This window comes from Streptomyces coelicoflavus (assembly GCF_003112555.1).
Classification (GTDB): domain Bacteria; phylum Actinomycetota; class Actinomycetes; order Streptomycetales; family Streptomycetaceae; genus Streptomyces; species Streptomyces coelicoflavus.
In genome coordinates this window covers 35,517-56,345 of record NZ_BEWB01000006.1, presented here as the reverse complement: position 1 = coordinate 56,345, position 20,829 = coordinate 35,517, and the positions used below count along the sequence as shown (strand labels likewise).

17 protein-coding genes are annotated in these 20,829 nt (G+C 69.8%); 2 read left to right on the top strand and 15 right to left on the bottom strand.

The window, feature by feature from the left end; genetic code table 11:
* The first annotated feature begins 150 nt into the window (after nucleotides 1–150).
* Entirely contained in the window at nucleotides 151–1,089 is a 939-nt protein-coding gene (locus Sco07f_RS15020) for a M56 family metallopeptidase (RefSeq protein ID WP_054099443.1), read from the top strand.
* A gap of 99 nt (nucleotides 1,090–1,188) precedes the next feature.
* Here the strand turns inward: Sco07f_RS15020 and recQ are convergent, their stop codons facing one another.
* The gene (gene recQ, locus Sco07f_RS15015) at nucleotides 1,189–3,219 is read right to left on the bottom strand and encodes a DNA helicase RecQ (RefSeq protein ID WP_108988142.1); all 2,031 of its coding nucleotides are present in this window, start codon (nucleotides 3,217–3,219) and stop codon (nucleotides 1,189–1,191) included.
* 232 nt (nucleotides 3,220–3,451) lie between these two features.
* On the opposite strand from recQ, the gene Sco07f_RS15010 reads away from it, so the two are divergent.
* On the top strand, nucleotides 3,452–4,051 hold the full coding sequence (locus Sco07f_RS15010) for a Uma2 family endonuclease (RefSeq protein ID WP_108988141.1): 600 nt from the start codon (nucleotides 3,452–3,454) through the stop codon (nucleotides 4,049–4,051).
* Nucleotides 4,052–4,134: 83 nt separating this feature from the next.
* Here Sco07f_RS15010 and nuoN read toward each other — a convergent pair whose 3' ends face one another.
* The 14 genes from nuoN to Sco07f_RS14940 all read right to left on the bottom strand — a co-directional run bounded on the left by nuoN (nucleotide 4,135) and on the right by Sco07f_RS14940 (nucleotide 20,312).
* Complete coding sequence (nuoN, locus tag Sco07f_RS15005; protein WP_007387555.1) at nucleotides 4,135–5,793, bottom strand: NADH-quinone oxidoreductase subunit NuoN; 1,659 nt, start codon at nucleotides 5,791–5,793, stop codon at nucleotides 4,135–4,137.
* A complete protein-coding gene (locus Sco07f_RS15000; protein ID WP_087789893.1) occupies nucleotides 5,790–7,361 on the bottom strand; it encodes an NADH-quinone oxidoreductase subunit M in 1,572 nt (523 codons plus the stop codon). The genes nuoN and Sco07f_RS15000 overlap by 4 nt, the downstream gene beginning before the upstream one ends.
* A 5-nt stretch (nucleotides 7,362–7,366) precedes the next feature.
* Nucleotides 7,367–9,331, bottom strand: coding sequence for an NADH-quinone oxidoreductase subunit L (gene nuoL / locus Sco07f_RS14995; RefSeq protein WP_108988140.1), 1,965 nt, complete (start codon nucleotides 9,329–9,331; stop codon nucleotides 7,367–7,369).
* Nucleotides 9,332–9,345: 14 nt separating this feature from the next.
* The gene (nuoK, locus tag Sco07f_RS14990; protein ID WP_004927567.1) at nucleotides 9,346–9,645 is read right to left on the bottom strand and encodes an NADH-quinone oxidoreductase subunit NuoK; all 300 of its coding nucleotides are present in this window, start codon (nucleotides 9,643–9,645) and stop codon (nucleotides 9,346–9,348) included.
* Entirely contained in the window at nucleotides 9,642–10,526 is an 885-nt protein-coding gene (locus Sco07f_RS14985) for an NADH-quinone oxidoreductase subunit J (RefSeq protein ID WP_007387558.1), read from the bottom strand. Before Sco07f_RS14985 ends, nuoK begins: the two co-directional genes overlap by 4 nt.
* Nucleotides 10,523–11,128, bottom strand: a complete 606-nt coding sequence (gene nuoI / locus Sco07f_RS14980) for an NADH-quinone oxidoreductase subunit NuoI (RefSeq protein ID WP_239081332.1) — start codon at nucleotides 11,126–11,128, stop codon at nucleotides 10,523–10,525. Before nuoI ends, Sco07f_RS14985 begins: the two co-directional genes overlap by 4 nt.
* An 82-nt stretch (nucleotides 11,129–11,210) precedes the next feature.
* Nucleotides 11,211–12,602 carry an NADH-quinone oxidoreductase subunit NuoH gene (gene nuoH / locus Sco07f_RS14975; RefSeq protein WP_087789896.1) on the bottom strand — a complete coding sequence of 464 codons (1,392 nt, stop codon included), beginning with the start codon at nucleotides 12,600–12,602 and terminating at the stop codon, nucleotides 11,211–11,213.
* The gene (locus Sco07f_RS14970; protein WP_087789897.1) at nucleotides 12,599–15,103 is read right to left on the bottom strand and encodes an NADH-quinone oxidoreductase subunit G; all 2,505 of its coding nucleotides are present in this window, start codon (nucleotides 15,101–15,103) and stop codon (nucleotides 12,599–12,601) included. The genes nuoH and Sco07f_RS14970 overlap by 4 nt, the downstream gene beginning before the upstream one ends.
* Entirely contained in the window at nucleotides 15,100–16,449 is a 1,350-nt protein-coding gene (gene nuoF / locus Sco07f_RS14965) for an NADH-quinone oxidoreductase subunit NuoF (RefSeq protein ID WP_174855363.1), read from the bottom strand. Before nuoF ends, Sco07f_RS14970 begins: the two co-directional genes overlap by 4 nt.
* Nucleotides 16,446–17,318 (bottom strand): NADH-quinone oxidoreductase subunit NuoE, encoded by an 873-nt coding sequence (nuoE, locus tag Sco07f_RS14960; protein ID WP_054099439.1) that lies wholly within the window; start codon nucleotides 17,316–17,318, stop codon nucleotides 16,446–16,448. The genes nuoF and nuoE overlap by 4 nt, the downstream gene beginning before the upstream one ends.
* Nucleotides 17,315–18,637, bottom strand: a complete 1,323-nt coding sequence (locus Sco07f_RS14955; protein WP_108988138.1) for an NADH-quinone oxidoreductase subunit D — start codon at nucleotides 18,635–18,637, stop codon at nucleotides 17,315–17,317. The genes nuoE and Sco07f_RS14955 overlap by 4 nt, the downstream gene beginning before the upstream one ends.
* Nucleotides 18,634–19,389, bottom strand: a complete 756-nt coding sequence (locus Sco07f_RS14950) for an NADH-quinone oxidoreductase subunit C (RefSeq protein ID WP_007387565.1) — start codon at nucleotides 19,387–19,389, stop codon at nucleotides 18,634–18,636. The genes Sco07f_RS14955 and Sco07f_RS14950 overlap by 4 nt, the downstream gene beginning before the upstream one ends.
* Nucleotides 19,386–19,940 (bottom strand): NuoB/complex I 20 kDa subunit family protein, encoded by a 555-nt coding sequence (locus Sco07f_RS14945; protein WP_007387566.1) that lies wholly within the window; start codon nucleotides 19,938–19,940, stop codon nucleotides 19,386–19,388. The genes Sco07f_RS14950 and Sco07f_RS14945 overlap by 4 nt, the downstream gene beginning before the upstream one ends.
* A 12-nt stretch (nucleotides 19,941–19,952) precedes the next feature.
* Nucleotides 19,953–20,312, bottom strand: a complete 360-nt coding sequence (locus tag Sco07f_RS14940) for an NADH-quinone oxidoreductase subunit A (RefSeq protein WP_003974383.1) — start codon at nucleotides 20,310–20,312, stop codon at nucleotides 19,953–19,955.
* Nucleotides 20,313–20,829 lie beyond the last annotated feature (517 nt).

Below are 20,829 nucleotides of genomic sequence, written 5' to 3'. Positions count from 1 at the left end.
CCTTCTGAATCCGATGAGCTCCGACACCTGACTCACACCGCCCGGCCCCGTCATACTGGCGTCGGGCGGTGTGCGCGTACGGCCCGGCCCAGCACCACCCCTGTACAGCCAGAGCCGCCCATCCTTCGACCAGGATCCGGAGCCAGTGGCATGACCGTCTGCCTGCTCCTGCTGTTCGTCGTCGCCGTGACCGCCGCGGTGCCGGTGCCCCGCGCGCTGACCCGTTCCGCGTGGCCCGAGCGGGATCCCGTGGTCGGGCTGTGGGTGTGGCAGTGCCTGGTCGCCACCGTACTGCTGTGCTGTCTGACCTCCCTCGTCCTCGGCGCCACCGCCGTCTTCGGCACCGTCCGCGCCCAGCTCTTCGCTCCGGCACCGCCCGCGGTGACCGCGGCGTACAACCTCTCCGCCGGGCCGGTCTGGGCGGCCGTCCTCACCCTTCTGCTGGCGGGCGGCGCCGCCTGGACGACCGCGATGCTCGCCCGTGAACTCGTCGAGGCCCGCCGCCGGCGCGCCCGCTCACGCGCCCACCTGCGCGAGCGGGCCCCCGACCTGCCCGCCGGGCTCCCCGCCGCCCGCGGCCCCCTGCTGGTGCTGGAGGACGAGTACCCGGACGCCTGGTGGATGCCCGGCAACCCGCCCCAGCTGATCGTCACCACCGGCGCCCTGCACCGGCTCACCGACCATCAGCTGGACGCCGTCCTCACCCACGAGCGCGGACACGCCCGGGCCCGCCACGACTGGCTGCTGCACCTGTCCACCGCGCTGGCCACCGGGTTCCCGAGCGTCCCGCTCTTCGCCCACTTCTGCGACCAGACCCACCGACTGGTCGAGCTCTCGGCCGACGACACCGCATCGCGCCGCTGCGGCCATCTGACCACCGCGCTGGCCCTGATCGAGCTGAACCAGCACCGCGGCGTCCTCTCCTGCGCCTCCAGCCACCGCCTCCTCGGCGAGCGGGTCGACCGCCTCCTGGAGCCCCGGCCCCGCATGCCCCGCCGGCGCCGCGCCCTGACCACGGCGACCGCCGCCCTGGTCCCGCTGATCCCCCTCCTGATCACCTTCGCTCCCGGACTGACCGCCCTGGCCTGACCCCCGGCAGCCCCTCCTCCGTCCCCCCGCCGGACTCACTGTGGGGTTCGCGCCCCGAAGCGGGCGCCCGTGGCCGAGTCGTCGTCTTCAACCGCCCCGCTATATCCAGTCGTCGGGCTCGGGCTCCGGCTCGTGGTCGGGCCAGTCGTCCTCACCGGCGTGGGACGCGGTACCGGTGCCCACACCGGCCGACGGGGTCGGCACGGACGCCGGGGCGGCCTCCTCGGCCGGTCCCTCCAGCCCCGCCAGCACCCCGACCACACCCTCCCCGTACGTCGCGAGCTTCTTCTCGCCGACCCCGCTGATGCCCCCGAGCTGCCCGACCGAGGTGGGCCACGCGGTGACGATCTCCCTGAGGGTGGCGTCGTGGAAGATGACATACGCCGGGACGCCCTGCTCACGCGCCTGTTCCGCACGCCAGGCGCGCAGGGCCTCGAAGGCGGGGACCAGCTCCGGGGGCAGCTCGACGGCGGCCGCCTTCGCCTTGCGTTCGCCGCGTCCGCCGCCCGCCGCCCTGGCCCCGGCGGGCTTCTTGGGCTCCTTGCGCAGCGGCACCTCCCGCTCCCGCCGCAGGACCTCGCCGCTGGTCTCCGTCAGCACCAGCGTGCCGTACTCCCCCTCGACCGCGAGCAGACCCTGGGCCAGCAGCTGCCGGGCGACGCCCCGCCACTCGCCCTCGGTCAGCTCCTCGCCGATGCCGAACACGGAGAGCTGGTCGTGGTCGAACTGGATCACCTTGGCCGTGCGCTTGCCCAGCAGGATGTCGATGATCTGCCCGGCGCCGAACTTCTGCCCGCGCTCCCGCTTCAGCCGCACCACGGCCGACAGCACCTTCTGCGCCGCCACCGTGCCGTCCCAGGTCTCGGGCGGTGTGAGACAGGTGTCGCAGTTGCCGCAGCCTGTCCGGTCCGGGTCCTGCCCGAAGTAGGCGAGGAGCTGGCTGCGACGGCACTGGGCGGTCTCGCACAGGGCGAGCATCGCGTCCAGGTGTGACTGGGCCCGGCGGCGGAACGCCTCGTCGCCCTCGCCGGACTGGATCAGCTTCCGCTGCTGTATGACGTCGTTGAGGCCGTACGTCATCCAGGCCGTGGAGGGCAGGCCGTCCCGCCCCGCGCGGCCGGTCTCCTGGTAGTAGCCCTCGACGGACTTGGGCAGGTCCAGGTGGGCGACGAACCGCACGTCGGGCTTGTCGATGCCCATGCCGAAGGCGATCGTCGCCACGACCACCAGGCCCTCCTCGCGCAGGAACCTCGACTGGTGCGCCGCGCGGGTGCCCGCGTCCAGACCCGCGTGGTACGGCACCGCCTCGACGCCGTTGCGCGACAGGAACTCGGCGGTCTTCTCGACCGAGTTGCGCGAGAGGCAGTACACGATGCCCGCGTCGCCGGAGTGCTCCTCCCGCAGGAAGCTCAGGAGCTGCTTCTTGGGGTCCGACTTCGGCACGACCCGGTACTGGATGTTGGGGCGGTCGAAGCTGGCCACGAAGTGCCGCGCCGCCGGCATGTGCAGCCGCTCGGTGATCTCGCGGTGGGTGGCGTCGGTGGCCGTGGCCGTGAGCGCGAGGCGGGGCACGTCCGGCCAGCGCTCGCCGAGCAGCGACAGGGCGAGGTAGTCGGGCCGGAAGTCGTGGCCCCACTGGGAGACGCAGTGCGCCTCGTCGATGGCGAAGAGGGAGACCTTGCCGCGGGAGAGCAGGTCGAGGGTGCTGTCCAGGCGCAGCCGCTCGGGCGCCAGGTACAGGAGGTCGAGCTCGCCGGCCAGGAACTCGGCCTCGGTCACGCGCCGCTCGTCGAAGTCCTGCGTGGAGTTCATGAACCCGGCCCGCACGCCGAGCGCCCGCAGTGCGTCGACCTGGTCCTGCATCAGCGCGATCAGAGGCGAGACCACGATGCCCGTGCCGGGCCTGACCAGGGACGGAATCTGGTAGCACAGCGACTTTCCGCCGCCGGTCGGCATGAGCACGACGGCGTCCCCGCCGGCGATCACGTGCTCGACGATCGCCTCCTGCTCACCGCGGAAGGCGTCGTACCCGAAGACCCGGTGCAGGGTGGCCAGCGCCTCGCTGTCCCGGTCCCCCACCTGCGCCGTCTCTGTCATCGTCATCTCGCCGATCACGCCCGTCCCGCTCATCGTCCCGTCCCCCGTACGTACTGCCTCGCCCGTCCGGTCTGTCTGGTCCGTCCTGCCCCGACCACTGCCTCAACGATAGGGGTCCGCACCGACAGCCCCGGAGTTATCCACAGGTTGCCCGACGCAGCCCGCGTCAAGGACACGACGATCGTTCACACGTTCGCGGGAGACCCGCCCGATTCCGGCGGATAGTCTGATTGCACCCGCGAGACTCCGTCCCATGGGAGCACTGATGAGCGTCGCACCGAAGGCGTCCGCACCCGACTGGCCGACCCCACCGGAGGGCGGCTGGACCGCGGACGACCTCGACCGGCTTCCGAACCTGCCTCCGCATACGGAGCTGATCGACGGGAGCCTCGTCTTCGTGAGTCCGCAGACCATCTTCCACTCGCGTGCTGTGAGCTTCTTCGAGTGGCAGCTCCACTCGCTCGCCCCGGCGGAGTTCGACGTCATCCGTGAGTTCACCATCGACATCGACCGGCAGAACCGGCCCGAGCCAGACGTGATCGTCGTGCGGGAAGACGTGGTCCAGGACCCGGGGCAGACCCGCTTCCCCGCCGAGGCCGTCACTCTGGCCGTCGAGGTCGTCTCCCCCGAATCGGTCTCCCGCGACCGCGAGACCAAGCCCCTGAAGTACGCCCGGGCCGGTATCGCCCACTACTGGCGGGTGGAGAACGAGAAGGGCCTCGCCGTCGTCCACGCCTTCGAGCTGGAGCCCACCACCGGCGCCTACACCAGCGTCGGCATCTTCCGCGAGCGCATGAAGGTGAGCGCGCCGTTCCCGATGGACCTGGATCTGACGGCCATCAAGCCGCGCCGCGGCGGCGAGTAGTCCCGGCACAGACGGCTGTGGTCCGGCACCCCTGCGAAGAGGGCCGGACCACAGCCGCGAAGCCACCAAGCCGCCGGCGCGCGTCAGCGCACGAACACCCCCGCCTGACCCGCCAGGTCCAGGAAGTACTGCGGCGCCACACCGAGCACCACCGTGACCGCCACGCCCACGGCGATCGCCGTCATCGTCAGCGGGGACGGCACCGCGACGGTCGGGCCCTCGGGGCGGGGCTCACTGAAGAACATCAGCACGATCACGCGGATGTAGAAGAACGCCGCGATCGCCGACGAGATCACACCGATCACGACCAGCGGGGCCGCGCCGCCCTCCGCCGCCGCCTTGAACACGGCGAACTTGCCCGAGAACCCGGAGGTCAGCGGGATACCGGCGAAGGCCAGCAGGAACACCGCGAAGACCGCCGCCACCAGCGGCGACCTGCGACCGAGCCCGGCCCACTTCGACAGGTGCGTCGCCTCGCCGCCCGCGTCGCGGACCAGCGTGACGACCGCGAAGGCGCCGATCGTGACGAAGGAGTACGCGGCCAGGTAGAAGAGGACGGACGAGATGCCCGACGGCGTGGCCGCGATGACACCGGCGAGGATGAAGCCCGCGTGCGCGATCGACGAGTACGCCAGCAGCCGCTTGATGTCGGTCTGCGTGATCGCGACGATCGCGCCCACCAGCATCGTGACGATCACCACGCCCCACATCACCGGCCGCCAGTCCCAGCGCAGGCCCGGCAGGACGACGTAGAGGATGCGGAGCAGGGCACCGAAGGCGGCCACCTTGGTCGCCGCCGCCATGAAGCCGGTCACCGGGGTCGGCGCGCCCTGGTACACGTCCGGCGTCCACATGTGGAACGGCACCGCGCCCACCTTGAACAGCAGGCCCATGACGATCAGCGCGGAGCCGACGAGCAGCAGCGCGTCGTTGCCCATGGTGTCGGCGAGCGCCGGGGTGACGTTCTGGACGGTGCCGTCGACGACCTGGGCGATCGTGCCGTACGACATCGAGCCCGCGTAGCCGTAGAGCAGGGCGATGCCGAACAGGGTGAACGCGGAGGCGAAGGCGCCGAGCAGGAAGTACTTGACCGCCGCCTCCTGCGACATGAGCCGCTTGCGGCGGGCCAGGGCGCACAGCAGGTACAGCGGGAGGGAGAAGACCTCCAGGGCCACGAAGAGCGTCAGCAGGTCGTTGGCCGCCGGGAAGACCAGCATGCCGACGACGGCGAAGAGCAGGAGCGGGAACACCTCCGTGGTGGTGAAGCCCGCCTTGACCGCCTTCTGCTCGCTCTCGCTGCCCGGTACGGCGGCCGCCTGCGCGGCGAAGGAGTCGACGCGGTTGCCGTGCTGCTCCGGGTCGAGGCGCCGCTCGGCGAAGGTGAAGAGGCCGACCAGGCTGGTCAGCAGGATGGTGCCCTGAAGGAAGAGGGCCGGCCCGTCGACGGCGATGGCGCCCATCGCCGTGATGCCGGCCCTGGTCGTGCCGTACCCGCGCGCCGCGAGCGCGACGACCGCGGCGAACGCCGCGATCAGGGCGACGGCGGACAAGAACATCTGGGTGTAGTAGCGGGACCTGCGCGGCACGAAGGCCTCGACCAGGATTCCGATGATCGCGGCGCCGATGACGATGAGGACGGGCGACAGCTGCCCGTACTCGATCTTCGGCGCGTCGATCTTGGCGATCGGGTCGGCCGCCGTCGCCGCCGTTGTCCACAGGCTGTGGACGGCTGTTGCGCTCACTTGGCCGCCTCCACCTCAGGCTGGGGGTCCGTCTTGTGTACGTCGGACATGGTCTGCTCCACCGCCGGGTTGACGATGTCCGTCACGGGCTTCGGGAAGACGCCCAGGAAGATCAGCAGCGCCACCAGCGGTGCCACGACCACCAGCTCGCGCACCCGCAGGTCGGGCATCCCGGTCACCTCGGCCTTCACCGGGCCCGTCATCGTCCGCTGGTAGAGGACGAGGGTGTAGAGCGCGGCGAGGACGATGCCGAGGGTGGCGATGATGCCGATCACCGGGTAGCGCGTGAACGTGCCGACCAGGACCAGGAACTCACTGACGAAGGGCGCGAGGCCCGGCAGGGAGAGGGTCGCCAGGCCGCCGATCAGGAAGGTGCCGGCCAGGATCGGGGCGACCTTCTGCACACCGCCGAAGTCGGCGATGAGCCGCGAGCCGCGCCGCGAGATCAGGAATCCGGCGATCAGCATCAGCACGGCGGTCGAGATGCCGTGGTTGACCATGTACAGCGTGGCGCCGGACTGGCCCTGGCTGGTCATCGCGAAGATGCCCATGACGATGAAGCCGAAGTGCGAGATCGACGCGTAGGCGATCAGCCGCTTGATGTCGCGCTGGCCGACCGCGAGCAGCGCGCCGTAGATGATGCTGATGACCGCCAGGACCAGGATGACCGGCGTCGCCCACTTGCTGGCCTCCGGGAAGAGCTGGAGGCAGAAGCGGAGCATCGCGAAGGTGCCGACCTTGTCGACGACCGCCGTGATGAGCACGGCGACCGGCGCGGTCGACTCCCCCATGGCGTTGGGCAGCCAGGTGTGCAGCGGGAACAGCGGCGCCTTCACCGCGAAGGCGAAGAAGAAGCCGAGGAAGAGCCAGCGCTCGGTGCTGGTCGCCATGTCCAGCGAGCCGTTGGCACGCGCCTCGGCGATCTCGGTGAGGGAGAAGTTCCCGGCGACCACGTAGAGGCCGATCACCGCGGCCAGCATGATCAGACCGCCGGCCAGGTTGTAGAGGAGGAACTTCACCGCCGCGTACGACCGCTGCGTCGCCGCCGTCTTCTCACCGTGCTCGTGCGCCCGGTCGCCGAAGCCGCCGATCAGGAAGTACAGCGGGATCAGCATGGCTTCGAAGAAGATGTAGAAGAGGAAGACGTCGGTGGCCTCGAAAGAGATGATCACCATCGCCTCGACGGCCAGGATCAGGGCGAAGAAGCCCTGCGTCGGCCGCCACCGGCTGCTGCCGGTCTCCAGCGGGTCGGCGTCGTGCCAGCCCGCGAGGATGATGAACGGGATCAGCAGGGCGGTCAGCGCGATCAGCGCCACCGCGATGCCGTCCACGCCCAGTTCGTACCGGACGCCGAAGTCCGCGATCCAGGAGTGGGACTCGGTGAGCTGGTAGCGGTCGCCGTCGGGATCGAAGCGGACCAGGACCGCGATCGCCAGCCCGAGCGTGGCCAGCGAGACCAGCAGCGCCAGCCACTTGGCCGCGGTGCGTTTCGCGGCCGGCACGGCTGCCGTGGCGATCGCCCCGACGGCCGGGAGGGCCGCCGTGACTGTCAGCAGGGGAAAGGACATCGGTATCAGACCGCCCTCATCAGCAGGGTCGCGGCGACCAGGAGTGCCGCACCGCCGAACATCGAGACCGCGTACGAGCGCGCGAAGCCGTTCTGCAGCTTGCGCATCCGCCCGGACAGGCCGCCGAACGAGGCCGCCGTGCCGTTGACGACTCCGTCGACCAGGGTGTGGTCGACGTAGACCAGGGAGCGCGTGAGGTGCTCGCCGCCGCGGACCAGGACGACGTGGTTGAAGTCGTCCTGGAGCAGGTCGCGCCGGGCGGCCCGGGTGAGCAGCGACCCGCGCGGGGCGACGGCCGGGACCGGACGGCGCCCGTACTGCGCCCAGGCGAGGACGACGCCGACGACCATGCAGGCCACCGTCGCTCCGGTGACCGCGCCGGCGCTGATCGGCGAGTCGCCGTGGCTGTGCCCGGTGATGGGCTCCAGCCAGTGCAGGAAGCGGTCGCCGATGCTGAAGAAGGCACCGCCCGCGACCGATCCGACGGCCAGCACGATCATCGGGATCGTCATGAGCCCCGGCGACTCGTGCGGGTGCGGCGGCTCGTATTCGCCGCGGGTCTCGGCGGCGGGCTCCACGTCGGGCTTGGCCGGCGACGGCGTCGGGGCGTCGCGCCAGCGCTCCTCGCCGAAGAACGTCATCAGCATCACGCGCGTCATGTAGTACGCGGTGATGGCCGCGCCCAGCAGGGCGCAGGCGCCGAGGATCCAGCCCTCGGTGCCGCCCTTGGCGAACGCAGCCTCGATGATCTTGTCCTTGGAGAAGAAGCCGGACAGGCCCGGGAAGCCGATGATGGCGAGGTAGCCGAGGCCGAAGGTGACGAAGGTGACCGGCATGTACTTGCGCAGTCCGCCGTAGCGGCGCATGTCGACCTCGTCGTTCATGCCGTGCATGACGGAGCCTGCGCCGAGGAACAGCCCGGCCTTGAAGAAGCCGTGGGTGACCAGGTGCATGATCGCGAAGACGTAGCCGATGGGGCCGAGGCCCGCGGCGAGCACCATGTAGCCGATCTGCGACATGGTCGAGCCGGCCAGCGCCTTCTTGATGTCGTCCTTGGCGCAACCGACGATCGCACCGAACAGCAGCGTGACCGCGCCGACGATGGTGACCACCAACTGCGCGTCGGGGGCGCCGTTGAAGATGGCCCCGGAGCGGACGATCAGGTACACGCCCGCCGTCACCATGGTCGCGGCGTGGATGAGGGCCGAGACCGGGGTCGGGCCCTCCATCGCGTCACCGAGCCAGGACTGCAGCGGCACCTGGGCGGACTTGCCGCAGGCGGCGAGCAGCAGCATCAGGGCGATCGCGGTGAGCTTGCCCTCGTCCGCCCCGCTCGCGAGCCCGGCCTCCCCGTGGCCGCCGAGCACCGGCCCGAAGGCGAAGGTGCCGAACCACAGGAACATCAGCATGATGCCGATGGACAGGCCCATGTCGCCGACGCGGTTGACCAGGAAGGCCTTCTTCGCGGCGGTGGCGGCGCTGGGCTTGTGCTGCCAGAAACCGATCAGCAGGTAGGAGGCGAGACCGACGCCCTCCCAGCCGACGTACAGCAGCAGGTAGTTGTCGGCGAGGACGAGGATCAGCATCGCCGCGAGGAACAGGTTCAGGTAGCCGAAGAAGCGGCGGCGGCGCTCGTCGTGCTCCATGTACGCGACCGAGTACAGATGGATGAGCGAGCCGACGCCGGTGATCAGCAGGACGAACGTCATCGACAGCTGGTCGAGCCGGAAGGCGACGTCGGCCTGGAAGCCCTCCACCGGGATCCAGCTGAACAGGTGCTGCGTCAGGGTGCGGTCCTCGGCGCCGCTGCCGAGCAGGTCGGCGAAGAGGACGAGGCCGATCACGAAGGACACGGCGGCCAGCAGCGTGCCGATCCAGTGGCCGACGCGGTCCAGCCGGCGTCCGCCGCACAGCAGGACGACCGCTCCTAGCAGGGGCGCCGCCACCAGCAGCGCAATCAGGTTCTCCACGTTTCAGCAGCCCCTCACAGCTTCATCAGGCTGGCGTCGTCGACCGAGGCCGAGTGGCGGGAACGGAACAGGGACACGATGATCGCGAGCCCGACCACGACCTCCGCGGCGGCGACGACCATCGTGAAGAAGGCGATGATCTGGCCGTCGAGGTTGCCGTGCATCCGGGAGAAGGCGACGAACGCGAGGTTGCAGGCGTTGAGCATCAGCTCGACGCACATGAAGACCACGATCGCGTTGCGCCGGATCAGCACGCCGGTGGCGCCGATCGTGAACAACAGGGCCGCGAGGTAGAGGTAGTTGACGGGGTTCACTTCGACGCCTCCTCGGACCGCTTGGAGTCGGGCCGCGTGTCGGGCCGTCCGGAGCCCGCCGGACCGACGGCCTTGCGTTCCAGCCGCTCCTCGGCCCGCTGCTCCAGCGCCTTCAGGTCGTTCAGCGCCTCCATCGACACGTCGCGGATCTGGCCCCGCTCGCGCAGCGTCTTGCTGACGGTCAGCTCGGACGGGGTGCCGTCGGGCAGCAGACCCGCGATGTCGACCGCGTTGTGCCGGGCGTACACACCCGGCGCCGGCAGCGGCGGCAGGTACTTGCCGTCGCGGACGCGCTGCTCGGACAGCTCGCGCTGGGTCCGGGCACGTTCGGTGCGCTCGCGGTGGGTGAGCACCATGGCGCCGACGGCGGCCGTGATGAGCAGCGCGCCGGTGATCTCGAAGGCGAAGACGTACTTGGTGAAGATGAGGGACGCGATGCCCTCCACGTTGCCGTTCGCATTCGCCTGGGCGAGGCCGGTGAACTCCGATACGGAGGCGTTGCCGATGCCGGCGATCAGCAGGATGCCGAAGCCGAGTCCGGACACCAGGGCCAGCCAGCGCTGGCCCTTGATGGTCTCCTTCAGGGAGTCCGCCGCGGTGACGCCGACGAGCATCACCACGAACAGGAACAGCATCATGATGGCGCCGGTGTAGACGACGATCTGCACGATGCCGAGGAAGTAGGCACCGTTGGCGAGGTAGAACACCGCCAGAATGATCATGGTCCCCGCGAGGCACAGCGCGCTGTGCACGGCCTTCTTCATGAAGACGGTGCACAGGGCGCCGATCACCGCGACCGTGCCGAGGATCCAGAACTGGACGGCCTCCCCGGTGGAGGTCCCGGCGGAGAGGGTCGCCGCGGCGGCGAGCTGCGCGCTCATCGGCGGATCACCTCCTCCGACGCCGGCTCGGTCGCGCCGAAGGTCGAGTCGCCCTCCTGGACGACCTCGCCCTTGGAGTGGGCGACCTGCTGGACCGTGCCGGGCGCGGCCTCGGTGACCAGGCCCCGGTAGTAGTCCTGCTCGTCGGTGCCCGGGTAGATGGCGTGGGGCGAGTCGACCATGCCCTCCTCCAGGCCGGCGAGGAGCTGGTCCTTGGTGAAGATGAGGTTGGCGCGGCTGGAGTCGGCCAGTTCGAACTCGTTGGTCATCGTCAACGCGCGCGTGGGGCACGCCTCGATGCACAGGCCGCACAGGATGCAGCGGGCGTAGTTGATCTGGTAGACGCGGCCGTACCGCTCGCCCGGCGAGTAGCGCTCCTCGTCGGTGTTGTCCGCGCCCTCGACGTAGATGGCGTCGGCGGGGCAGGCCCAGGCGCACAGCTCGCAGCCGACGCACTTCTCCAGGCCGTCCGGATGGCGGTTGAGCTGGTGCCGTCCGTGGAACCGCGGAGCGGTGGTCTTCTTCTGCTCCGGGTACTGCTCGGTCAGCCGCTTCTTGAACATGGCCTTGAAGGTCACGCCGAAGCCGGCCACGGGGTTCATGAAACCGGGGTCGGTCCCCTTGTGCTCCCCGTGTTCCGTGTGTGCCCCGTGTTCCGCGTTTTCGCTGTGTCCCTTGTTTTCCTCAGCCATCGGACGCCTCCTTTCCATCCGTAGATCCGTCCACAGATCCGTCACTGTGAGTATCGGGCCCGCCACTGACAATCAGCTCCCGCTCCCGGCGGGGACGACGCCTGGGCACCGGCGGCACCGCCTGCCCCGGCAGCGGCGGCACGGGGAATCCGCCGGCCATCGGGTCGAACGCGGCGCCGGTGTCGGCAGGCTGGTCGACGGGCTGGTCGGCGTCCTTCGCGCCCTTGTCGCGGTACATGTCCACGAGGAAGGACAACAGCAGCAGGACCAGGACCCCGCCGCCGATGTAGAGGGCGATGTCGCTGAAGCCGTAGTTCTCGTTCCGGAGCGCCCGCACGGTCGCGACCAGCATCAGCCAGACCAGGGAGACCGGGATGAGGACCTTCCACCCGAGCTTCATCAACTGGTCGTAGCGGACCCGGGGAAGGGTGCCGCGCAGCCAGATGAAGAAGAACAGCAGCAGCTGGACCTTGACCACGAACCAGAGCAGCGGCCACCAGCCGTGGTTGGCGCCCTCCCAGAAGGTGCTGATCGGCCAGGGGGCCCGCCAGCCGCCGAGGAACAGCGTGGTGGCGACCGCCGACACCGTCACCATGTTCACGTACTCGGCGAGCATGAACATCGCGAACTTGATCGACGAGTACTCGGTGTTGAAGCCGCCCACGAGGTCGCCCTCGGACTCGGGCATGTCGAAGGGGGCGCGGTTGGTCTCGCCGACCATCGTGACGATGTAGAGGATGAAGGAGACCGGCAGCAGCACGATGTACCAGCGGTCGTCCTGCTGGGCGACGATCTCCGAGGTGGACATCGACCCGGAGTAGAGGAAGACCGAGGCGAACGCGGCGCCCATCGCGATCTCGTAGGAGATCATCTGGGCGCAGGACCGCAGTCCGCCGAGGAGCGGGTACGTCGATCCGGAGCTCCAGCCGGCGAGCACGATGCCGTAGATGCCGACCGAGGCGACCGCCAGGATGAACAGCATGGCGATCGGCAGGTCGGTGAGCTGCATGGCGGTGCGGTGGCCGAAGATCGAGATCTCGTTGCCGGCCGGCCCGAAGGGGATCACCGCGATCGCCATGAAGGCCGGAATGGCCGCCACGATCGGCGCGAGGACGTAGACCGCCTTGTCGGCGCGCTTGACGATGACGTCTTCCTTGAGCATCAGCTTGATGCCGTCGGCGAGCGACTGGAGCATGCCCCAGGGGCCGTGCCGGTTCGGGCCGATGCGCAGCTGCATCCAGGCGACGACCTTGCGCTCCCACACGATGGAGAACAGCACGGTCACCATGAGGAAGGCGAAGCAGAAGACCGCCTTGATGACGACCAGCCACCAGGGATCGGTGCCGAACATCGAGAGGTCTTCAGCGGCGAGGTACGGGCTCATGCCTCCACCTCCTTGGGGGCGGCGCCCTCGGGCGTCGCCGGACCGATGCGGACGAGGGTTCCGGGCAGGACCCCGGCGTCGGAGGCGACGCCGGTGCCGGCCGAGTTCAGCGGAAGCCAGACCACCCGGTCGGGCATCTCGGTGACCTGGAGCGGGAAGGCGACGGCCCCGGCCGGTCCGGTCACGGCGAGGACGTCGCCGTCCTTGACGCCCGCCTCGGCGGCCGTGGCGGCCGACACGCGCGCGCGTGCGGCGTGCCGGGTGCCGGCCAGCGCCTCGTCGCCCTGCTGGAGCAGTCCCTGGTCGAGCAGCAGCCGGTGCCCCGCCAGTACGGCTTCTCCGGCGGCCGGCCGCGGCAGCGCGCTCGCGGTCTGAAGGGGCTCACCGGCCCGCGGCCCGTCCCAGGCGCCGAGCCGGTCGATCTCCGCGCGCGTGGTGCGCAGGTCGGGCAGGCCGAGGTGGACGTCCATGGCGTCGGCCAGCATCTGCAGGACGCGGGCGTCGGCGGGGGCGAGGCGCCGGGTCATCTGGTCGGGCTTGAGCGCGGCTTCGAAGAAGCGCACCCTGCCCTCCCAGTTGAGGAAGGTGCCGGGCTTCTCGGCGACCGCGGCGACGGGCAGGACGACGTCGGCGCGTTCGGTGACCTCGCTGGGCCGCAGCTCCAGCGACACCACGAACCCGGCCTCGTCGAGTGCCGCACGCGCGCGCGTGGGGTCGGGCAGGTCGGCGACCTCCACGCCCGCCACCAGCAGCGCCTGGAGTTCGCCCCGGGCCGCGGCCTCGACGATCTCGCCGGTGTCGCGGCCGTAGCGGTGCGGAAGGTCGGACAGGCCCCACAGGGCGGCGACCTCCTCACGCGCGCGGGGGTCGGTCGCGGGGCGTCCGCCGGGCAGCAGCGACGGCAGCGCGCCCGCCTCGATGGCGCCGCGCTCCCCGGCCCGGCGTGGGATCCACACCAGCCGGGCGCCGGTCGCCGCCGAGGTCCGTACGGCTGAGGTGAGGCCGCCGGCCACGGACGCCAGCCGTTCGCCGACGACGATCACGGCACCCTCGGCGCGCAGGGCCTCGGCCGCCTGGCTGCCGCCCTCCTCCAGGCCGACGCCGCTCGCGAGGGCGTCCAGCCACTCGGTCTCGGTGCCCGGAGCGGCGGGGAGCAGGGTGCCGCCCGCCTTCTCCAGGCCCCGTGTGGCGTGCGTGGCCAGTGAGAAGACCTTCTGTCCGTGCTTGCGCCACGCCTTGCGCAGCCGGAGGAAGACGCCGGGCGCCTCCTCCTCGGCCTCGAAGCCGACCAGCAGCACTGCGGGCGCCTTCTCCAGCGACGTGTACGTGACGCCGGTGCCGTCGAGGTCACGGCCCCGTCCGGCGATCCGGGCGGCCAGGAAGTCGGCCTCCTCGGCGCTGTGCACGCGCGCGCGGAAGTCGATGTCGTTGGTGTCGAGCGCCACGCGCGCGAACTTGCTGTACGCGTAGGCGTCCTCGACGGTGAGCCGCCCGCCGGTCAGGACGCCGGTGCGGCCCCTGGAGGCGAGCAGTCCCTGCGCGGCGATCTGCAGCGCCTCCGGCCAGGAGGCCGGCTCCAGCTCGCCCTCCGCGTTGCGCACCAGGGGCGTGGTGAGCCGGTCCCGCTGCTGCGCGTACCGGAACCCGAAGCGCCCCTTGTCGCAGATCCACTCCTCGTTGACCTCGGGCTCGTTGGCCGCGAGGCGCCGCATGACCTTGCCGCGCCGGTGGTCGGTGCGGGTGGCGCAGCCGCCGGAGCAGTGCTCGCACACCGACGGCGAGGAGATCAGGTCGAAGGGCCGGGAGCGGAACCGGTACGCCGCCGAGGTCAGCGCGCCGACCGGGCAGATCTGGATGGTGTTGCCGGAGAAGTACGACTCGAAGGGGTCGCCCTCGCCGGTGCCGACCTGCTGGAGCGCGCCCCGCTCGATCAGCTCGATCATCGGGTCGCCCGCGACCTGGTTGGAGAACCGGGTGCAGCGGGCGCACAGCACGCAGCGCTCGCGGTCGAGCAGGACCTGCGTGGAGATCGGCACGGGCTTCTCGTAGGTCCGCTTCCTGCCCTCGAAGCGGGAGTCGGCCTGGCCGTGCGACATCGCCTGGTTCTGAAGGGGGCACTCGCCGCCCTTGTCGCAGACCGGGCAGTCCAGCGGGTGGTTGATGAGCAGCAGCTCCATCACCCCGTACTGGGCCTTCTCGGCGACGGGCGAGGTGAGCTGGGTCTTCACCACCATGCCGTCGGTGCAGGTGATGGTGCAGGACGCCATGGGCTTGCGCTGGCCCTCGACCTCGACGATGCACTGGCGGCAGGCGCCGGCCGGGTCGAGGAGGGGGTGGTCGCAGAACCGGGGGATCTCGATGCCGAGCTGTTCGGCGGCCCGGATGACCAGGGTGCCCTTGGGCACACTGATCTCGGCGCCGTCGATCGTCAGGGTGACGAGATCTTCCGGCGGGACCGCCGCTGCTCCCCCTCCCGAGGGAGTATTGGTGGTCACGGTCATGCCTTCACCTCCGTGCGGTCGGCCCAGGCCGTCGACTTGGCCGGGTCGAAGGGGCAGCCGCGGCCCGTGATGTGCTCCTCGTACTCCTCGCGGAAGTACTTGAGCGAGGAGAAGATCGGCGAGGCGGCACCGTCGCCGAGGGCGCAGAAGGACTTGCCGTTGATGTTGTCGGCGATGTCGTTCAGCTTGTCGAGGTCGGACATCTGTCCCTTGCCGGCCTCGATGTCGCGCAGCAACTGGACCAGCCAGTAGGTGCCTTCGCGGCAGGGTGTGCACTTGCCGCAGGACTCGTGGGCGTAGAACTCGGTCCAGCGGGTGACGGCGCGCACGACGCAGGTCGTCTCGTCGAAGCACTGGAGCGCCTTCGTGCCGAGCATGGAACCGGCGGCGCCCACTCCTTCGTAGTCGAGGGGGACGTCGAGGTGCTCGTCGGTGAACATCGGCGTCGAGGAACCGCCGGGCGTCCAGAACTTGAGCCGGTGGCCGGGGCGCATGCCGCCGCTCATGTCGAGGAGCTGGCGCAGCGTGATGCCGAGCGGGGCCTCGTACTGGCCGGGGCCCGCGACGTGGCCGCTGAGCGAGTACAACGTGAAGCCCGGGGACTTCTCGCTGCCCATCGACCTGAACCAGTCCTTGCCCTTGTTCAGGATCGCGGGAACTGAAGCGATGGATTCGACGTTATTCACCACAGTCGGGCACGCATAGAGGCCCGCGACGGCAGGAAAGGGGGGACGGAGCCGCGGTTGACCCCGGCGGCCTTCGAGCGAGTCGAGCAGTGCGGTCTCCTCACCGCAGATGTACGCGCCCGCGCCCGCGTGCACGGTGAGTTCGAGATCGAGTCCGCTGCCCAGGATGTTCTCGCCGAGGAAGCCGGCCGCGTGGGCCTCGCGCACGGCCTCGTGCAACCGCCGCAGTACTGGGACGACTTCACCACGCAGGTAGATGAAGGCATGCGAAGACCTGATGGCGTAACACGCGATGACGATGCCCTCGATGAGGCTGTGCGGGTTCGCGAAGAGGAGCGGGATGTCCTTGCAGGTCCCCGGCTCCGACTCGTCGGCGTTGACAACTAGATAGTGAGGCTTGCCGTCCCCCTGGGGAATGAACTGCCACTTCATGCCCGTCGGGAACCCGGCACCGCCGCGTCCACGCAGACCGGACTCCTTGACGTACGCGATCAGGTCGTCCGGCGCCATCGCCAGCGCCTTGCGGAGCCCCTCGTACCCCTCGTGCCTCCGGTAGACGTCGAGAGTCCAGGACTCGTCCTCGTCCCAGAAGGCCGACAGCACGGGTGCGAGCAGCTTCTCCGGGCTGCTGCCCTTGATCTCGGCGGCCACGGTCATCACTCCCCCTCCTCGGCGGTAGGCCCTGCCGGGTTGGAAGGGTCGGATGCCGATGTGTCCTGCGGCGCGTCGTGCGAGCTGAGGTGTTCCGTCGGGGACGGGTCGTGCACGGCCCGGTCCTGCGGCGCGTCGTGCGGTCCGCCGTCCCGCGGGTGCACCACGCGCGCGGCGGACGCCTCGCCCTTGGCCAGCTTGAGACCGGCCAGGGAGGCGGGACCCGCGCTGCCGCCGGCCGCGACGGCGCCGTCCCGCTCGTCGGGGAAGCCCGCCAGGATCCGGGCGGTCTCCTTGAAGGTGCACAGCGGCGCACCGCGCGTGGGCGTCACCGGCCGTCCCGCGCGCAGGTCGTCGACGAGGGCCTTGACGCTCGCCGGGGTCTGGTTGTCGAAGAACTCCCAGTTGACCATCACGACCGGCGCGAAGTCGCAGGCCGCGTTGCACTCGATGTGCTCCAGGGTGACCTTGCCGTCCTCGGTGGTCTCGCCGTTGCCGACGCCCAGGTGTTCCTGGAGGGACTCGAAGATCGCGTCGCCGCCCATCACCGCGCACAGCGTGTTGGTGCACACGCCAACCTGGTAGTCACCGCTCGGCCCGCGCCGGTACATGGTGTAGAAGGTGGCGACCGCGGTGACCTCGGCGGTGGTGAGGTCCAGCATGTCGGCGCAGAACCGCATCCCGGTGCGCGTGACGTGTCCCTCCTCCGCCTGCACGAGGTGCAGCAGCGGCAGGAGGGCGGACCGGGAGTCCGGGTAGCGGGCGATGACCTCGCGCGCGTCGGTCTCCAGCCGGGCCCGGACGTCGTCCGGGTAGGCGGGCGCGGGCAGTTCCGGCATGCCCAGGCTGACGCCCCGCTCCGAAGAAGAGGTGGTCACCGGTCGACGCCTCCCATCACGGGGTCGATGGACGCCACGGCGACGATGACGTCGGCGACCTGGCCGCCCTCGCACATCGCCGCCATGGCCTGCAGGTTGGTGAAGGACGGGTCGCGGAAGTGGACCCGGAAGGGCCGCGTGCCGCCGTCGGATACGACGTGCACCCCGAGCTCGCCCTTGGGCGACTCGACCGCCGCGTACGCCTGTCCCGGCGGCACCCGGAAGCCCTCGGTGACCAGCTTGAAGTGGTGGATCAGGGCCTCCATGGAGGTACCCATGATCTTCTTGATGTGGTCGAGGGAGTTGCCGAGGCCGTCCGGTCCCAGGGCGAGCTGGGCGGGCCAGGCGATCTTCTTGTCGGCGACCATGACCGGGCCGGGCTCCAGCCGGTCCAGGCACTGCTCGACGATGCGCAGCGACTGGCGCATCTCCTCCAGCCGGATCAGGAAGCGGCCGTAGGAGTCGCAGGTCTCGGCGGTCGGGACGTCGAAGTCGTAGGTCTCGTATCCGCAGTAGGGCTGGGTCTTGCGCAGGTCGTGCGGGAGACCGGTGGACCTGAGGACCGGGCCGGTGGCGCCGAGTGCCATGCAGCCGGCCAGGTCGAGGTAGCCGACGTCCTGCATGCGGGCCTTGAAGATGGGGTTCCCGGTGAAGAGCTTGTCGTACTCCGGGAGGTTCTTCTTCATCTTCTTCACGAGCTCGCGCATCTGGTCGACCGCACCGGGCGGCAGGTCCTGGGCGAGTCCGCCCGGGCGCACGAACGCGTGGTTCATCCGCAGGCCGGTGATCAGCTCGAAGACGTCGAGAATGAGTTCACGATCGCGGAATCCGTAGATCATGACCGTGGTGGCGCCCAGCTCCATGCCGCCGGTGGCGACGCACACCAGGTGCGAGGAGAGCCGGTTCAGTTCCATGAGCAGGACCCGGATGATCGTGGCGCGGTCCGGGATCTGGTCCTCGATGCCGAGGAGCTTCTCGACGCCCAGGCAGTACGCCGTCTCGTTGAAGAACGGCGTCAGGTAGTCCATGCGCGTCACGAACGTGGTGCCCTGCGTCCACGTCCGGTACTCGAGGTTCTTCTCGATGCCGGTGTGCAGGTAGCCGATGCCGCAGCGGGCCTCGGTCACCGTCTCGCCGTCGATCTCCAGGATGAGGCGGAGCACGCCGTGGGTGGACGGATGCTGCGGGCCCATGTTGACGACGATGCGCTCGTCGTCGGCGCGGGCCGCGGACTGGACGACCTCGTCCCAGTCGCCGCCGGTGACCGTGTAGACGGTGCCCTCGGTGGTCTCGCGAGGGGATGCGTGCGAAGTGCTCACGAGTACGACCTCCGCTGGTCCGGAGCCGGGATCTGGGCGCCCTTGTACTCGACGGGGATGCCGCCGAGGGGGTAGTCCTTGCGCTGCGGAAAGCCCTGCCAGTCGTCCGGCATCATGATCCGCGTCAGGGCCGGGTGACCGTCGAAGACGATGCCGAAGAAGTCGTACGTCTCGCGCTCGTGCCAGTCGTTCGTCGGATAGACCGAGAACAGCGACGGGATGTGCGGGTCGCTGTCGGGCGCGCTGACTTCGAGGCGGATCAGCCGGTTGTGGGTGATCGAGCGCAGGTGGTAGACGGCGTGCAGCTCGCGGCCCTTGTCGTGCGGGTAGTGGACGCCGCTCACACCGGTGCACAGTTCGAAGCGCAGGGCCGGGTCGTCGCGCAGGGTGCGGGCGACGCGGACCAGGTGCTCGCGCTCGATGTGGAAGGTCAGCTCGTCGCGGTCGACGACCGTCTTCTCGATGGCGTTGTCGGGCAGGAGTCCCTGCTCCTCCAGTGCGCCCTCGAGTTCGTCGGCGACCTCGTCGAACCAACCGCCGTAGGGGCGGGTCGCCGGCCCGGGGAGCCGGACGGAGCGGACCAGACCTCCGTAGCCGGAGGTGTCGCCGCCGTTGTTGGCGCCGAACATGCCGCGCTGGACGCGGATCTCCTCGCCGCCCTGGCCCCGCTGGCCGGGGAGGTTCTGCGTGGACAGGTCCTTCTCGGGATTGACGTCGCCCGAGTCACCCGCGGTGTTGTTCGCGTCACTCACCGCAGCAGCCCCTTCATCTCGATCGTGGGCAGGGCCTTGAGCGCCGCCTCCTCCGCCTCGCGGGCCGCTTCCTCCGCGTTCACACCGAGCTTGGAGCTCTGGATCTTCTGGTGGAGCTTGAGGATGGCGTCCAGCAGCATCTCGGGCCGCGGCGGGCAGCCGGGGAGGTAGATGTCGACCGGGACGACGTGGTCGACGCCCTGGACGATGGCGTAGTTGTTGAACATGCCGCCCGAGGAGGCGCAGACCCCCATGGAGATGACCCACTTCGGGTTCGGCATCTGGTCGTAGACCTGCCGCAGCACCGGCGCCATCTTCTGGCTGACCCGGCCGGCGACGATCATCAGGTCGGCCTGGCGCGGCGATCCGCGGAAGACCTCCATGCCGAAGCGCGCCATGTCGTAGCGGCCGGCGCCGGTGGTCATCATCTCGATGGCACAGCAGGCGAGGCCGAACGTGGCCGGGAAGACGGACGACTTGCGCACCCAGCCCGCGGCCTGCTCGACGGTGGTCAGCAGGAAGCCGCTCGGCAGTTTTTCTTCGAGTCCCATGTCAAAGGCCCCTCAGTCCCATTCCAGGCCGCCGCGCCGCCATACGTACGCGTACGCGACGAAGACGGTGAGCACGAAGAGCAGCATCTCCACGAGCCCGAAAATCCCCAGGGCGTCGAAGGTGACGGCCCAGGGGTAGAGGAAGACGATCTCGATATCGAAGATGATGAAGAGCATCGCCGTCAGGTAGTACTTGATGGGGAAGCGCCCGCCGCCGGCCGGCGTGGGGGTCGGCTCGATGCCGCACTCGTAGGCCTCGAGCTTCGCCCGGTTGTACCGCTTCGGACCGATCAGCGTGGCCATCACCACGGAGAAGATCGCAAAGCCTGCCCCGAGGGCTCCCAGTACGAGGATGGGCGCATACGCGTTCACCGCTCCTCGCTCCTCTCAGTCGGCACTGACTGCTGGCGGTTGCACTGGACTCACAGCCGCCCCAACAGCCCCACGAACCCCGCCCGTCCCGACGAAGATCGCGAACATGTGAAGCAGGTCACAAGCCCAACTGCCTCGCATCCTATGCCCGACCCTCTGTGATCTGCGACACGGGGTATTGCACAAGCTTTGTGATCTCCACCACCTGACGAACGATCATGAAGTCGGATGAGCGGTGATCTTCACACAAGAAGCGTTCACCTGATCACCAGAGGTGACAATTTCACTCGTCGTCGCTGGCCAGAGGGGGCGGGCAAGGGGCGTCTCAATATCAAGAAGCTTCCCTTGCATGCAAATTGGTGCTGGACGTGAGCCCTTGATAGAGGAGGCGTTCACACGTCAGGGGGAGCACCGGGGGGCGTTGTGGACACGTGCGCGCGTTCACGAGCGATCCGCGGGCGGCCGACCCGCCTCGCACGCGACGGACGCGCGCGCCGGGGTAACCGTTCCGTGACCT

What these genes read in the sequence shown, in the direction of transcription:
- Sco07f_RS15020 (WP_054099443.1), top strand. Translation starts at nt 151, where the DNA reads ATGACCGTCTGCCTGCTCCTGCTGTTCGTCGTCGCCGTGACCGCCGCG.
- recQ (WP_108988142.1), bottom strand. Translation starts at nt 3,219, where the DNA reads ATGAGCGGGACGGGCGTGATCGGCGAGATGACGATGACAGAGACGGCG.
- Sco07f_RS15010 (WP_108988141.1), top strand. Translation starts at nt 3,452, where the DNA reads ATGAGCGTCGCACCGAAGGCGTCCGCACCCGACTGGCCGACCCCACCG.
- Sco07f_RS15000 (WP_087789893.1), bottom strand. Translation starts at nt 7,361, where the DNA reads ATGTCCTTTCCCCTGCTGACAGTCACGGCGGCCCTCCCGGCCGTCGGG.
- Sco07f_RS14985 (WP_007387558.1), bottom strand. Translation starts at nt 10,526, where the DNA reads ATGAGCGCGCAGCTCGCCGCCGCGGCGACCCTCTCCGCCGGGACCTCC.
- nuoI (WP_239081332.1), bottom strand. Translation starts at nt 11,128, where the DNA reads ATGAACCCCGTGGCCGGCTTCGGCGTGACCTTCAAGGCCATGTTCAAG.
- nuoH (WP_087789896.1), bottom strand. Translation starts at nt 12,602, where the DNA reads ATGAGCCCGTACCTCGCCGCTGAAGACCTCTCGATGTTCGGCACCGAT.
- Sco07f_RS14970 (WP_087789897.1), bottom strand. Translation starts at nt 15,103, where the DNA reads ATGACCGTGACCACCAATACTCCCTCGGGAGGGGGAGCAGCGGCGGTC.
- Sco07f_RS14945 (WP_007387566.1), bottom strand. Translation starts at nt 19,940, where the DNA reads ATGGGACTCGAAGAAAAACTGCCGAGCGGCTTCCTGCTGACCACCGTC.